Origin of the sequence: Burkholderia semiarida (assembly GCF_029268935.1) — a bacterium.
Classification (GTDB): domain Bacteria; phylum Pseudomonadota; class Gammaproteobacteria; order Burkholderiales; family Burkholderiaceae; genus Burkholderia; species Burkholderia semiarida.
Genome location: NZ_JAHLCL010000003.1, coordinates 617554 through 631237, shown reverse-complemented (window position 1 = coordinate 631237; position 13684 = coordinate 617554). Strand labels below are relative to the sequence as shown.

Annotated in this window: 12 protein-coding genes and 1 tRNA gene; 7 read left to right on the top strand and 6 right to left on the bottom strand. The window is 67.6% G+C overall.

Features of this window, described 5'->3' with window-relative positions; translation table 11 throughout:
* Nucleotides 1-34: 34 nt before the first annotated feature.
* The gene (locus tag KPB06_RS06645) at nucleotides 35-1087 is read right to left on the bottom strand and encodes a DUF3592 domain-containing protein (RefSeq protein ID WP_060010897.1); all 1053 of its coding nucleotides are present in this window, start codon (nucleotides 1085-1087) and stop codon (nucleotides 35-37) included.
* A 186-nt stretch (nucleotides 1088-1273) separates the two neighbouring features.
* Nucleotides 1274-1349 (bottom strand) — tRNA-Lys (locus tag KPB06_RS06640).
* Nucleotides 1350-1539: 190 nt separating this feature from the next.
* Here KPB06_RS06640 and KPB06_RS06635 point away from each other — a divergent pair.
* Both KPB06_RS06635 and KPB06_RS06630 read left to right on the top strand, forming a co-directional pair.
* Nucleotides 1540-1944 (top strand): PaaI family thioesterase, encoded by a 405-nt coding sequence (locus tag KPB06_RS06635; protein WP_059573603.1) that lies wholly within the window; start codon nucleotides 1540-1542, stop codon nucleotides 1942-1944.
* A gap of 8 nt (nucleotides 1945-1952) precedes the next feature.
* On the top strand, nucleotides 1953-2819 hold the full coding sequence (locus KPB06_RS06630) for a patatin-like phospholipase family protein (RefSeq protein WP_059573647.1): 867 nt from the start codon (nucleotides 1953-1955) through the stop codon (nucleotides 2817-2819).
* A gap of 48 nt (nucleotides 2820-2867) precedes the next feature.
* Here the strand turns inward: KPB06_RS06630 and KPB06_RS06625 are convergent, their stop codons facing one another.
* Nucleotides 2868-3881, bottom strand: a complete 1014-nt coding sequence (locus tag KPB06_RS06625) for a D-2-hydroxyacid dehydrogenase family protein (protein WP_059573604.1) — start codon at nucleotides 3879-3881, stop codon at nucleotides 2868-2870.
* Nucleotides 3882-4309: 428 nt separating this feature from the next.
* Here KPB06_RS06625 and KPB06_RS06620 point away from each other — a divergent pair, with 428 nt between their 5' ends.
* Nucleotides 4310-5359: a LysR family transcriptional regulator gene (locus KPB06_RS06620; RefSeq protein WP_059573605.1), complete on the top strand. Its 1050-nt coding sequence runs from the start codon at nucleotides 4310-4312 to the stop codon at nucleotides 5357-5359.
* 127 nt (nucleotides 5360-5486) lie between these two features.
* Here KPB06_RS06620 and KPB06_RS06615 read toward each other — a convergent pair whose 3' ends face one another.
* From KPB06_RS06615 to dprA, 3 genes are all read right to left on the bottom strand, one after another.
* Complete coding sequence (locus KPB06_RS06615; protein ID WP_059573606.1) at nucleotides 5487-8084, bottom strand: DNA topoisomerase III; 2598 nt, start codon at nucleotides 8082-8084, stop codon at nucleotides 5487-5489.
* Nucleotides 8085-8277: 193 nt separating this feature from the next.
* On the bottom strand, nucleotides 8278-8658 hold the full coding sequence (locus KPB06_RS06610; RefSeq protein ID WP_060312278.1) for a thioredoxin family protein: 381 nt from the start codon (nucleotides 8656-8658) through the stop codon (nucleotides 8278-8280).
* A gap of 36 nt (nucleotides 8659-8694) precedes the next feature.
* Entirely contained in the window at nucleotides 8695-10008 is a 1314-nt protein-coding gene (gene dprA / locus KPB06_RS06605; RefSeq protein ID WP_257220446.1) for a DNA-processing protein DprA, read from the bottom strand.
* A gap of 192 nt (nucleotides 10009-10200) precedes the next feature.
* Between dprA and def the strand changes: the two genes are divergently transcribed.
* The 4 genes from def (at nucleotide 10201) to htpX (ending at nucleotide 13451) form a co-directional block, all read left to right on the top strand.
* Nucleotides 10201-10704 carry a peptide deformylase gene (def, locus tag KPB06_RS06600; protein ID WP_059573609.1) on the top strand — a complete coding sequence of 168 codons (504 nt, stop codon included), beginning with the start codon at nucleotides 10201-10203 and terminating at the stop codon, nucleotides 10702-10704.
* Between the two features lie 34 nt (nucleotides 10705-10738).
* Entirely contained in the window at nucleotides 10739-11731 is a 993-nt protein-coding gene (fmt, locus tag KPB06_RS06595; protein WP_060010902.1) for a methionyl-tRNA formyltransferase, read from the top strand.
* Nucleotides 11732-11851: 120 nt separating this feature from the next.
* Nucleotides 11852-12493 (top strand): LysE family translocator, encoded by a 642-nt coding sequence (locus KPB06_RS06590; RefSeq protein ID WP_275905538.1) that lies wholly within the window; start codon nucleotides 11852-11854, stop codon nucleotides 12491-12493.
* 100 nt (nucleotides 12494-12593) lie between these two features.
* Nucleotides 12594-13451 carry a zinc metalloprotease HtpX gene (gene htpX / locus KPB06_RS06585; RefSeq protein WP_006485774.1) on the top strand — a complete coding sequence of 286 codons (858 nt, stop codon included), beginning with the start codon at nucleotides 12594-12596 and terminating at the stop codon, nucleotides 13449-13451.
* Nucleotides 13452-13684 lie beyond the last annotated feature (233 nt).

The following is a 13684-nucleotide window of genomic DNA, read 5'->3' as shown; positions in this document are numbered from 1 at the left end:
GGCGCGGCGGTTGCCGCACCGCGCCGCGCGTGGGTCATCGAGCGGCCTCGGCTTCGTGCGGCCGATGGTCGGGCCATAACGTCGCGGCGGCGAACAGCCCGGCCGCCAGGAATGGCGCGCCGATCGCGAACAGGATGGCCGTGAGGCCCCAGCGATCCCAGAAGCGATCGACGAGCGCACGCTCGGGCGTGACGGGATCGTACAGCACGTCGACCGCATCGCCTTTGTGGAGGCCCGGAGGCGACGCCGCGGAGCCCTGGGCGAATGTGATCAGCCGCCCGCTGTCGGTCGTGAACGCGACGATGGCCGAATACAGCGACGTGCGCGACCGCGACGGCCGCCCGTTTTTCGCGATCTCGACCACATGGCCGGTCGAACGCGCATAGTGGTGGACGATTTGCCACTGACGCAGCCCGGCCGCGCCGGCGCCGGCGAGGAAACCCGTGCCGATCGCGATCGGAATCAGCGCGATCGCGACATCCCAGCGGCGCCGTGCCGGCTTGCGTTCGACGTGGCGCGGCGCCGGGCCCGACTGCCGGCGGCGTCGCTCGCCCGCGAGCAGCAGGCCGCCGATGGCGAACGACGCGACGGCGAGCAGCGCCGGCACGGCCACCGGAAGCCAGCGTTGCGCAAAATCGTCGATCAGCGCGGGGCGCTCCGGGTGGTCGGGGTCGAGCAGGATGTCGACGTTCTCGCCGATGTCGTACGCGGGCACCGCGGATGCAGTATTGCCGGCGACTTCGCGGCGCCGGCCGTCGTTCGCGAGATACGCGACGATCGGCCGGTACGCGCGCATTGCATCGCTGTCCTGGACGATGCGCACGACCGTGCCCGGCGCGCGGACCAGGCGGTCGGGTTCCCGGCCGGCCGTGACGGCGAGCACGCCGGCCAGCACGAACAGCACGACACCGATCATCAGTGCGACCAGCGCGTCCTTACCCGGCATGACGCGATCCGGTTCTGGCGTCGCGCGGATCGGGGCCGGCCCGGGTGAGCGGCCCATCGCGACGGACAGGCCGATATCGGCGCAACCATGCCCTCTGAATGGTCGCGTCTCGTTCACATGCTTCCATGTCTGACGTCCCATGTTCTCTCAGTGCCGGCGGGCAAATGACGAACCCCGCGCCGGTCGTGTGATATTTGTCGGACGATTCTAGCGGAAACGATGCGCGACGGGCGTGCGGCGGCGTACCGCGAAAGGCGCGCGCTGCGAATACGGCGCGCCAAAACGGAAAAGGCCGGTCAGCTTTCGCTAACCGGCCTTTGAAATTCCTGGTGGGGCGTGAGTGACTCGAACACTCGACCTACGGATTAAGAGTCCGCTGCTCTACCAACTGAGCTAACGCCCCCAACAGAAGAAAGATTATGCCGGGGTTTTCGGGACATGGCAAGCCCTTTCTGCGAATTTCCCGAAAATATTTCGTCACGCCGGCGGCGGTTGCCGGCGCAGTAACGAGCGGTCGCAGTTTGCGCGCTCCCGGTATGATGACGCCACACGCGTTGCGCGGCGGTCGCGCAACGTTTTCTGGACATTCGAAGATGGACGAAAACGCAGTCCGCGAATTGCTGGATCGCCTGCTGGCCCCGTGGGTCCGCTCGCTGGGTCTGGTCCCCGTGTCGATCGGCGACGACAGCGTCACGTTGCGCCTGCCGTTTTCCGGCGAGTTCCGCCATTCGGGCGGCGTGATCTGCGGCCAGGTGTTCACGGCGGCCGCCGACACCGCGATGGTGGTCGCGATCTCGGCTGCGCTCGGCGAATTCCGGCCGATGACGACGGTGTCGCTGAACACGAACTTCATGCGTCCCGTGCGCAAGGGCGACGTGCTCGTCACCGCGCGCGTGCTGCGGATGGGGCGCAACCTCGTGTTCGGCGAAGTCGAGCTGTTCGACGAGGACGGCAAAATGGCCGTCCACGCGACGTCGACCTACGCGCTCCTCAGTTGAGCGGCGCGATGTTCGACCAGATCGTCTTTGCGGGCGGCGGCAATCGGTGCTGGTGGCAGGCCGGCTTCTGGGACGTCGCGCAGCCGGCCCTCGGCCTGCGCCCGCGGGTGATCACCGGCATCTCGGCCGGCGCGGCGACCGCCTGCATGCTGTATACACGCGACGCCGCATGGGTGATGCGCTATTACGAGGAGGCGCTGCGCCACAACCGGAAGAATGCGTACTGGGGCAACCTGTTCGGGCGTGAGCCGGTGTTTCCGCATTACCGGATCTATCGTCAGGCGCTGCTCGACATCTACGGCGAGCCGTTCGCGAAGCTCGCCGCGGCGCCGGAAATCCGCATCGGCGTGTCGCACGTGCCGCGCTGGCTCGGTGCGCGCAGCGCGGTCGCGGCCGGCCTCGTCGCGTACAACATCGAGAAGTACGTGCGCAAGACGCTGCACCCGACGCTCGGGCGCACGCTCGGCTTTCGGCCCGAATTCGTGCGCGCGCAGGCCTGCGCGCACGTCGACGAACTCGCCGACCTGATCCTCCAGTCGTCCTGCACGCCGCCGTTCACGCCGGTGCTGCGGCGCGGCGGCCGGCCGGTGCTCGACGGCGGGATGGTCGACAACGTGCCGGTCGATGCGCTCGATCCGTCTCCGGGCGACGTGCTGGTGCTCGTCACGCGGCTGTATCCGCGTCCGCAGATGTTCACGGTCGCGCATGGCGACCAGCGGCGGCTGTACGTGCAGCCGTCGAGCAAGGTGCCGATTTCGAGCTGGGATTACACGAGCCCGTCGCAGATGCGGCATGCGTACGATCTCGGGCGGCGCGACGGCGAGCACTTCCTCACGCGCGTCGACGCGATGACGGGCGGCCGCGTGGCCGCCTGACGGCGGGAATCGGGCAACGGGGCCACGCGACGCGCGCGGCCCGCGCGATCAGCGCTTGCGGATCGGCGTCAGCGCTTCGGGGTTGGCGACGCTCGACATGTCGCCGTCGTCGAACGCGAGAATGTTGCGGAATGCGGCACTGAAATACAGTTCGTAGCTTTCGCGTTCGACGTAGCCGATGTGCGGCGTGCAGATCACGTTTTCCATCCGCAGCAGGCTGTAGCCCTGCAGGATCGGCTCGCTTTCGAACACGTCGATCGCGACCATCCCCGGCCGGTTGTGCGACAGCGCGTTGACGAGCGCGTTTTCCTCGAGCAGCTCGGCGCGGCTCGTGTTGACGAGCAGCGACGTCGGCTTCATCCGCATCAGGTCTTCCTGCTTCACGATCCCGCGCGTGTCGTCGTGCAGGCGCAGATGCAGCGACAGCACGTCGCTCTGCTCGAACAGCGCTTCGCGGCTCTCGGCGGCCGTGTAGCCGTCGGCGCGCGCGGCCTCGAGCGAATGCTCGCGGCCCCAGATCAGCACGTTCATCCCGAACGCCTTGCCGTAACCGGCGACGAGCCGGCCGATCTTGCCGTAGCCCCAGATGCCGAGCGTCTGGCCGCGCAGCACCTGGCCGAGGCCGAAGTTCGGCGGCAGCGCCGACGTCTTCAGGCCCGACTGCTGCCAGGCGCCCTGCTTCAGGTTCGCGACGTACTGCGGAATGCGGCGCTGGGCGGCCATCACGAGCGCCCAGGTCAGCTCGGCCGGCGCGACGGGCGAACCGGTGCCTTCGAGCACCGCGATGCCGCGGTCGGTACACGCGTCGAGATCGATGTGGCTCGACACGCGGCCGGTCTGGCTGATCATGCGCAGGTTCGGCAGCTTCGAGAGCAACTGCGAGGTAATCGGGGTCCGTTCACGAATCAGCACGAGCGCCTCGACTTCCGCCAGACGGCTGGCGAGCTGTCCCAAGCCGCGCACCGTATTGTTGAAGACCTTTACGTCGTGGCCGGCGAGCATCTCGAAGCAGTTCAGTTTGCGGACGGCGTCCTGGTAGTCGTCGAGGATGGCAATTTTCATGGTGAACGGGGTGTCGCGCGTTGAAAGCGGGCACGGGCGGCGGCGCATCTTGCGCACCTGTTCCGCCCGGCCGGGGCCGACATGATGCTACGCCGGCCGCCTTCGTGGGGTCTTTTTAACAGGTTGTTACGCTCCGCCGCAATGGGCGCCAGCCACCCCCGGCACTGCTCGCGCGCCGTGCGCAAGGGTGCGCTGTTGTGTCGCATCAAACACGTCCTTCCTGATTCGGCCGTTTACTCGACGAGGTTCACCCAATTGTTGCTCGCAGCAGAATAATTGGATCAACTATCCGCGGAAGGCGAGGATTTTTGACTATTTTTATCGTCAACCGGCCCGTTGTTGAGCAACTCTGCATCATTTCCGCTGTCGTAGGAGAATTACGCATTTGCTTCATCTTTTTGAAGTTGTAACAGCGGCAGGAGTCGTTTATGGATCATTTGCAGTCGATGCGCGTGTTCGTCAAGGTTGCAGATCTCGGCAGTTTCGCGCGGGCCGCGAGCGCAATGGATATCTCCAACGCGGTCGCGACGCGCCATGTCGCCGATCTGGAAGGCCGGCTCGGCACGCGTTTGCTTAACCGCACCACGCGCAGCCTCTCCCTGACGGAGTCGGGTCAGGTCTATCTGGAGCGTGCCCGCCAGATCCTCGACGAGCTCGAGGACGTCGAGCAGATGGTCGTCGCGCGCAATCACGAGCCGGTCGGCACGCTGCGCATCGTGGCGCCGGTCGTGTTCGGCCTGCACAACCTCGCCCCCGTACTGCAGTCGTACACGGAGAATTTCCCGAAGGTGGTGCCGGATCTCACGCTGGTCGACCGGCAGGTCGATCTCGTCGAGGAAGGCTTCGACGTCGGCATCGTCGTCACGCGCCAGATGCGCAGCGCGAGCATCGTCACGCGGCGCCTGACCACCGGCTGCATGACCGTGTGCGCGACGCCCAGCTATCTGGAGAAGCACGGCGTGCCGACGCATCCGGAACAACTCGCCGAACACCCGGCGCTGAGCCTGCCGACCGAATACTGGGGCGACGAGCGCGTGTTCACGGGGCCGGACGGCGAAGTGCGCGTGCGCCCGACCAACGTGATCGTCGCGAACAACACGGCGATGCTGCGCCAGTTCGCGTTGCTCGGGATGGGCGTCGCGATCCTGCCGAGCTACCTGATCGGCAGCGACATCGCGCGCGGCGCGCTCGTGCGGCTGCTGCCGGATTTCCGGCTGCCGCAGGTCGAGATCAACATCGCCTACCCGAGCCGGCGCCATCTGCCGGCGAAGGTGCGTACGTTCATCGATCATCTCGTCGAGCATTTCAGTCACTCGACCGACGCGACGATGGGCGAGCAATGGGCCGCGCAGGGCGCGACGCCGCCGCCGATCGGCGTCGAGATGCGTGCCGAGCAGCCCGAGACGACCGATCCGAACCTGCAACCGCGTCTTGCGCGCTCGCCGCGCACGCGCGTGGCGATGCCGTCGCCGCTGTAACGGCCCGGCGCCCGCCCGGTAGCAAGACGGCCGGCACGAAGAAAAAACGCGGATCGATCGATCCGCGTTTTTTATGGGTGCGCGCCGGAGCCGGACGCGCCGCAAGCGGCGCGCGGCGGCCGGGCCGTCACGAACCCGTCTTGCGGGCCGTCGTCTTGCGTGCGGCGGTCTTGCGGGCCGGCGCCGGTTTCTCTTCGGCGCCTTCGGTCACGGTTTCGGCATCCTTCGTCGCCGATTTGGCCGTCTTCTTCGCGGCGGCCGCCTTCGGCTCCTTCTTCTCGAACTCGAAGCCGATCTTGCCGTCCGGCTGCTTCACAAGGAACGCCTTGAAGTTGCGGCCGGTACGCGACGACTTGAAGTTCGGCAGCAAGTCCGTGCGGCCGTCGGCCAGCAGCTTGCCCATCTGCTCGCGCGTGATTTCCTGCTGCAGGATCACCTTGCCCGAGCGGAAGTCGCAAGTCTTCGGGTTCGCCACCGAGTGCTCGCACACGTAGCTCATCCCGTGTTCGAACACGCGGCCCTTGCACTTCGGGCACGCGCCGACCGGTTCCTGCGCGGAGAAGTCGGGCGCTTCGCCTTCCTCGCCGCCCTGGTCCTGGCCGAAATCGAACTCGAGCTTGTAGTTCTTCGTCTCGTCGTCGAACGACAGCTTCAGGATCGCCGAGAACGGGCGGCCCATCTTGCTGCGGAACCCGGACAGCGGCCCGATTTCCTTCTTCTGCAGCAATTCCTCGACTTCCGGGATCTCGAACTGCCGGCTGCCCGGGATCTTCGAGATCGAGAAGTCGCACTTCGTGCACGCGAAGCGGCGATAGTTTTCCTTCACCTGGCCGCCGCAGTTCGGGCACGGCGTCTGAAGGGTCGCGTAGTCGCCGGGGATCGTGTCGGAATCGTATTCCTTCGCGCGCTTGACGATCTGCTGCGTCATGCGGGCGATTTCCTGCATGAACGCGTCGCGCCCGAGATTGCCGCGCTCCATCTGCGACAGCTTGTATTCCCATTCGCCGGTGAGCTCGGGCGCGGTGAGTTCCTTCACGCCGAGGCCGCGCAGCAGCGTCATCAGCTGGAATGCCTTCGCGGTCGGGATCAGTTCGCGGCCCTCGCGCAGCAGGTACTTCTCGCCGAGCAGGCCTTCGATGATCGCCGCGCGCGTCGCCGGCGTGCCGAGACCCTTCGCGGCCATCGCCTCGCGCAGCTCGTCGTCCTCGACCAGCTTGCCCGCGCCTTCCATCGCGGACAGCAGCGTCGCTTCCGAGTAGCGTGCGGGCGGCTTCGTCACGAGCGCGACGGCGGCGATTTCGTCCGTCTTCACCTTCTCGTCCTTCTGCACCGGCACGAGGTTCGCGTCGGCGCCTTCGGCATCGCGGCCGTACACCTGCAGCCAGCCCGGCTCGACGAGCACCTTGCCTTCGGTCTTGAAGTGATGGCCCGCGACTTCGGTGATCCGCGTCGTCACGCGGAATTCGGCCGCCGGGAAGAACACCGCGAGGAAGCGCTTCACGACCATGTCGTACAGCTTCTGCTCAGGCTCGGACAGCGACTTCGGCGCCTGCAGCGTCGGGATGATGGCAAAGTGGTCGCTGATCTTCGAGTTGTCGAAGATCCGCTTGTTCGGCTTCACCCAGCCCTTGTCGAGCACCTGCTTCGCATGCGGCAGATAGTTGTGGCTCTCCTTGAGCATCTCGAGCGTGGACTGGACCGTCGAAAGATAGTCTTCCGGCAGCGCGCGCGCATCGGTACGCGGATAGGTCAGCACCTTGTGCTTTTCGTACAGCGCCTGGGCGAGGCCGAGCGTATTTTTCGCGGAGAAGCCGAAGCGGCTGTTCGCCTCGCGCTGCAGGCTCGTCAGGTCGAACAGCAGCGGCGAGAGTTGCGTCGACGGCTTCGATTCCTCGGACACCGTGCCGATCTGGTCGCGGCAGGCGGCGACGATCGTTTCGGCGGCCGGCAGGCTCCAGAGGCGGGAGTCGCGCTTTTCCGGATCGAATTCGTCGCGCTTGAATTTCGGGTCGAACCACTTGCCTTCGTAGAAGCCGCCCGCGCACGCGAATTCGGCCTTCACTTCCCAGTAGTCGCGCGGGACGAAGCGGCGGATTTTCTCTTCACGTTCGACGACGATCGACAACGTTGGCGTCTGAACGCGGCCGACGGTGGTCAGGAAGAAGCCGCCGCCCTTGCTGTTGAACGCGGTCATCGCGCGCGTGCCGTTGATCCCGACGAGCCAGTCGGCTTCCGAGCGGCAGCGTGCGGCGTCGGCGAGCGGCTGCATGTCCGAGTCGCTGCGCAGATTCGCGAAACCGTCGCGGATCGCCTGCGGCGTCATCGATTGCAGCCACAGACGCTGGACCGGCTGCTTCGCCTTCGCGTGCTGCGCGATCAGGCGGAAAATCAGCTCGCCTTCGCGCCCCGCGTCACATGCGTTGATCAGGCGGTCGACGTCCTTGCGCTTCATCAGCTTCGTGAGCACCTTGAGGCGCGACTCGCTTTTTGCGATCGGGTTCAGGTCGAAATGCGGGGGAATGACGGGCAGATGCGCGAAGCTCCATTTCCCGCGCTTGACCTCGTACTCCTCCGGGGCGGCGATTTCCAGCAGGTGGCCGACAGCGGACGAAAGGACGTAATCGTCGCTCTCGTAATACTCGTCATGCTTGGTAAAGCCGCCCAAAGCGCGTGCGATGTCGTTCGCGACAGAAGGCTTTTCCGCAATGATCAGTGCTTTGGACATGACAGGTGTGTGTTGGTAGACCGGGTTCGCCGGCGTGGGTCCCTTTTACGACCGCTTTATAGCACACGCGGCAGCGACGGCGGCTCGGCGTGTAAAAAGCGGCTCATCATAGAGGGGGGCCGCAACGGCGGCAAGCGTCCGGCGCGGCGCAGCGCGCGAACCTGCGCGAAACCTGCCGCGCCGGCCCGCGAATTCAGGCTTCGACGGTCAGGACGTCGCGCAATTTCGGTGCGTGCGGCGCACCGGGCACCGCGCTCAGGTCGGACAGCATGCGCTCCACGATCGCCGCGTGCGGGAGTACCGTGCCGAAGAAGCGCGCGGTGTGGGCATCCTCGATCAGGATGGTCGGGAAGTTCTCGACGTCGAGATCGTCGAGCCGGTCGGCATGGGTTTCGATGTCGATCCAGGCGAAGCAGGCATCCGGATGCGCGTCGGCGAGCTGGTCGAAGGCGGTCCGGTAGTCGCGGCACGTGCCGCACCACTCGGCGCACAGGCAGGCGACCAGCAACGTGCCGGGATCGGCGAGGCGCTCGGCGATCCGATCTGCGTCGGTGTCGAGATTCAGCGCGGGCATGGCATTCCTTGGGTAGCGTCGGCGGCCGGGCCGCCCCTATGGCGGGGAATGTAGCACGCTCCGCGCGGACGGGGTGGGCGCCGCGTCAAGCCGCGCGAACCGTCCGCCGGCGACGCTCGCGACGCGGCCGGCCAGTTCCAGCGCGAGCAGCGCGCCATGCAGCACGTCGTCGGACAGGCCGCTGTGCTCGGCCAGCCATTCGTACGTCACGGGGCCGTATCCCAGGGCAGCGAGCACCGCCTGTTCCGACGGGGTGACCGGTGACGCGGCTTCGATCCGGGGCGATGCGGCGGCCGCGACGGCACGATTCGCCGGCGCGCCGCCGGCCGTTTCGGGTTCGCCGCTTTCGCCGGCGTTCGGGCCCGGGTTGGCGGCCCGTACCGTGCCGGCTGGTGCGTGCGCCGCCGGCTCGCCCAGCCCGTATTCCTCGAGCACGTCGAACGGCGCTGCGGTGAGCTTCGCGCCATCGCGGATCAGCGCGTGGCAGCCCTGCGCGAGCGGCGCGTGGATCGAACCGGGCATCGCGAACACATCGCGCCCCAATTCGTTCGCGAGCCGCGCGGTGATCAGCGAGCCCGAGCGCGGGGCGGCCTCGACGACGAGCACGCCGAGCGCGAGCGCGGCGATCAGCCGGTTGCGCTGGGGAAAATGCGCGGCGCGGGCCGGCGTGCCGAGCGGCCATTCCGACACGATCGCGCCGTGCGCGGCGATCTCGTGGGCGAGCGCGCGGTGCCGCGCCGGATAGACGAGATCGGCGCCGGTCGCGATCACCGCGACCGTGCCCGAGCGGCCGTCGAGCCCGCCACGATGCGCGGCGCCGTCGATGCCGAGCGCAAGGCCCGACACGATCGTGAGGCCCGCGTCGGACAGCCCGCGTGCGAAATGCGTGGCGTCGGCGAGCCCCTGCGGCGTCGCGTGGCGGCTGCCGACCACGGCGAGGCCGCGGGCGTGCAGCAGATCGAGCCGCCCCTTTACATATAGCAGCGGCGGCGGATCGTGCAGATCGCGCAGCCGCGGCGGGTAGGCCGGATCGCTCAGCGTGACGAGCACGTTGCCCGGCCCGTCGAGCCAGGCGAGTGCGGCGTCGGTGCGCGTATCGAGATCGTCGCGCTCGCTCGCGCGCACGGCCTGCGCGGCGGCGGGGCTGGCCACGGTGGCGATCGCCTCGTGGGACGCGCGCAGCAACGCCGCCGGCGAGCCGAACGCAGCAAGTAAAATCTGCAGCACGGCGGGCGGGAGGCCGGGCGCATGCGCGAGCTGCAGCCAGGCGCGCAGCGCGGCGGGCGTCAGCGCTTGCGGCGACATGAGACGGCCCTCGAATGCGGCGGCCAGCGCAGCGCGTGACGCCATGATAAAATTTTCATCATCCGAAATACTCGACAGGGCCGTGCGCGCAGGCGCCCGGCCGATTGCAGGAGGCGCGATCCGCGGCATTGATATGCCACGCATCCGCCTCATCTTCATTGCATCGCGGCGGCGGCGCCAGCCGGCCGGATGGCCGATGCGGCGCGCCGCCCCATCGAATACCGAACACCGAACACCATGGCTTTGCTCAATATTCTTCATTACCCCGACAAGCGGCTGCACAAGGTCGCGAAGCCCGTCGACAAGGTCGACGACCGGATCCGCAAGCTCGTCGCCGACATGGCCGAGACCATGTACGCGGCGCCCGGCATCGGCCTGGCGGCCACGCAGGTCGACGTGCACGAGCGCGTGATCGTGATCGACGTCTCCGAGGAGAAGAACGAACTGCGCGCGTTCATCAACCCGGAAATCGTGTGGTCGAGCGACGCGAAGCAGACCTATGAAGAAGGCTGCCTGTCGGTGCCCGGCATTTACGACGAAGTCGAGCGGCCCGACCACGTGCGCGTGCGCGCGCTCAACGAGCACGGCGAGGCATTCGAGCTCGACTGCGAAGGGCTGCTGGCCGTGTGCGTCCAGCACGAGATGGATCACCTGATGGGCCGCGTGTTCGTCGAATACCTGTCGCCGCTCAAGCAGACGCGTATCAAGACGAAGATGAAGAAACTCGAACGCGCGATGTGATGCGCGCACGCCCAGCCCGACCCCGAACGCTGTCATGACCCATACGTTGCGCGTGATTTTTGCCGGCACGCCGGAATTCGCCGCGGCTGCCCTTGCCGCGATCCACGAGGCCGGTTTCCCGGTGCCGCTCGTGCTCACCCAGCCCGATCGCCCGGCCGGCCGCGGGATGAAGCTCCAGGCGAGCGCCGTGAAGCGCTACGCCGTCGAGCACGGGATGACCGTCGCGCAGCCGCCGTCGCTGCGCCGCGCGGGCAAGTACCCGGCGGAGGCGGCCGACGCGATCGAGCTGCTGCGCGCGACGCCGCACGACGTGATGGTGGTGGCCGCGTACGGCCTGCTGCTGCCGCAGGAAGTGCTCGACATCCCGCGCGCCGGCTGCATCAACATTCACGCGTCGCTGCTGCCGCGCTGGCGCGGCGCCGCGCCGATCCATCGCGCGATCGAGGCCGGCGACGCCGAGACGGGCGTCACGCTGATGCAGATGGACGCCGGCCTCGACACCGGCGCGATGATCGACGAGGCGCGCACGGCGATCGCGCCCGACGATACGACTGCGACGCTGCACGACCGTCTCGCCGCCGACGGCGCGCGGCTGATCGTCGACGCGCTCGTGCGGCTCGAGCGCGACGGCACGCTGCCGGCGACGCCGCAGCCGGCCGACGGCGTGACCTACGCGGAAAAGATCGGCAAGCACGAAGCGGCGCTCGACTGGCGCAAGCCGGCCGACGTGCTCGCACGCCAGGTGCGGGCGTTCGATCCGTTCCCGGGCGGCGTCGCGACGCTCGACGGTGCGGCCATCAAGCTGTGGGCGGCCGAGCCCATGGCGGCGCGCGGCACGATTGCCGACGCGGCGCCCGGCACGATCGTCGAAGCCGCGCCGGAAGGCGTGGTGGTTGCGTGCGGCAGCGGCGCACTGCGCGTGACCCAGTTGCAGAAGCCGGGCGGCAAGCGGCTGCCCGCGCGCGAATTCCTCGCCGGTTCGCCGCTCGCCGCCGGCCAGCGTTTCGCGCTGCCCGACGCCGACTGACACGGCCCGAGCGCCATTCGACCCGGTCTGCCGGCCCGGCGCAACTGGCCGGACGGCCGAGTCGCGCGGTGCGGCAGGCGCGCGTAGAATTTCCCTGCGCTTTCCGGTTTCGAGGTCTTCATGTTCGGCATCACCCATTTCGGCTTCTTCGTGTTCGCGGTTTTCCTGCTGAACATCACGCCCGGCCCCGACACGGCCTACATCGTCGGCCGCAGCGTCGCGCAGGGGCGCGGCGCGGGGCTGATGTCGGCGTTCGGTATTTCTGCCGGCTGCTGCGTCCACGCCCTTGCGTGCGCATTCGGGCTCACTGCGCTGCTGGCGGCATCGGCAACCGCGTTCACGGTGATCAAGCTGGTCGGCGCCGCGTACCTGATCTATCTCGGCGTGCGGATGGTCATCGCGAAGCCGTCCGCCGCGCCGTCGGGCGCGGAAGCCGTGCAGGTCCCGGCCGCCAGGCCGCTGCGCCAGCTGTTCATGCAGGGCTTCTGGACCAACGTGCTGAATCCGAAGGTCGTGCTGTTCTTCGTGTCGTTCTTCCCGCAGTTCGTATCGGCCGACAGTCCGCACAAGGCATGGGCGTTCCTGACCCTCGGCGCGGTGTTCGTCGCGATGAGCACGGCCTGGACGAGCCTGGTCGCGTGGGTGGCGGGCACTGTCACGCAGCGCTTTTCCGGCAAGCCGGGCGTCAAGAAGTGGCTCGATCGCACGGTCGGCAGCGCTTTCGTCGGGCTCGGCCTGCGTCTTGCCGCTTCGCAACGCTGAGATTGAATTTTTCCGGCGAGACCTTATCTAACAAATCGCTTACAATTTTCCGCCGTGCGCTGTGAAGCGCGGCGGGTCCCCTGACGGATAAGGAGTGGGTATGTTCAATTGGGTCAAAACGGCGATGCTGATGGCCGCGATCACGGCCCTGTTCATCGTGATCGGCGGGATGATCGGCGGCTCGCGCGGCATGACGATCGCGCTGCTGTTCGCGCTCGGCATGAATTTCTTCTCGTACTGGTTCTCGGACAAGATGGTGCTGCGCATGTACAACGCGCAGGAAGTCGACGAGAACACGGCGCCGCAGTTTTACCGGATGGTGCGCGAGCTGGCCACGCGCGCGAACCTGCCGATGCCGCGCGTCTACCTGATCAACGAGGACGCGCCGAACGCGTTCGCGACGGGCCGCAACCCCGAGCACGCGGCGGTTGCCGCGACGACGGGCATCCTGCGCGTGCTGTCGGAGCGCGAGATGCGCGGCGTGATGGCGCACGAGCTCGCGCACGTGAAGCACCGCGACATCCTGATCTCGACGATCACGGCGACGATGGCGGGTGCGATCTCGGCACTCGCGAATTTCGCGATGTTCTTTGGCGGGCGCGACGAGAACGGCCGGCCAGCCAACCCGATCGCGGGTATCGCGGTCGCGCTGCTTGCGCCGATCGCAGGCGCGTTGATCCAGATGGCGATTTCGCGGGCGCGCGAGTTCGAGGCCGACCGCGGCGGCGCGCAGATTTCCGGCGATCCGCAGTCGCTCGCCACCGCGCTCGACAAGATCCATCGCTATGCGGCGGGCATCCCGTTCCAGGCGGCCGAGGCGCATCCGGCCACCGCGCAGATGATGATCATGAACCCGCTGCACGGCGGCGGCCTGCAGAACCTGTTCTCGACGCACCCGGCCACCGAGGAGCGCATCGCGCGCCTGATGGAGATGGCGCGCACCGGCCGCTTCGATTGACCTCCGGCATACCGCGCGGCCGTTGCCGCGCGGAGGCCGCCCCGCCACCCCGCATGCTCCGCGCTGCGGGGTGTTTCATTTGCGTGCGCCGTAAAGGGGCCAAAGGGGCGGCATGGCCGCACGCTACAATGCGCGGTTTGGGATCGCCAGGCCGTCTGGCGGCTGCGATCCCGCCGTTTGCCGCATTTGTTTGCCGCAGCTGATTGCCGCGCCTGTTTGCCGATTCCGCACCG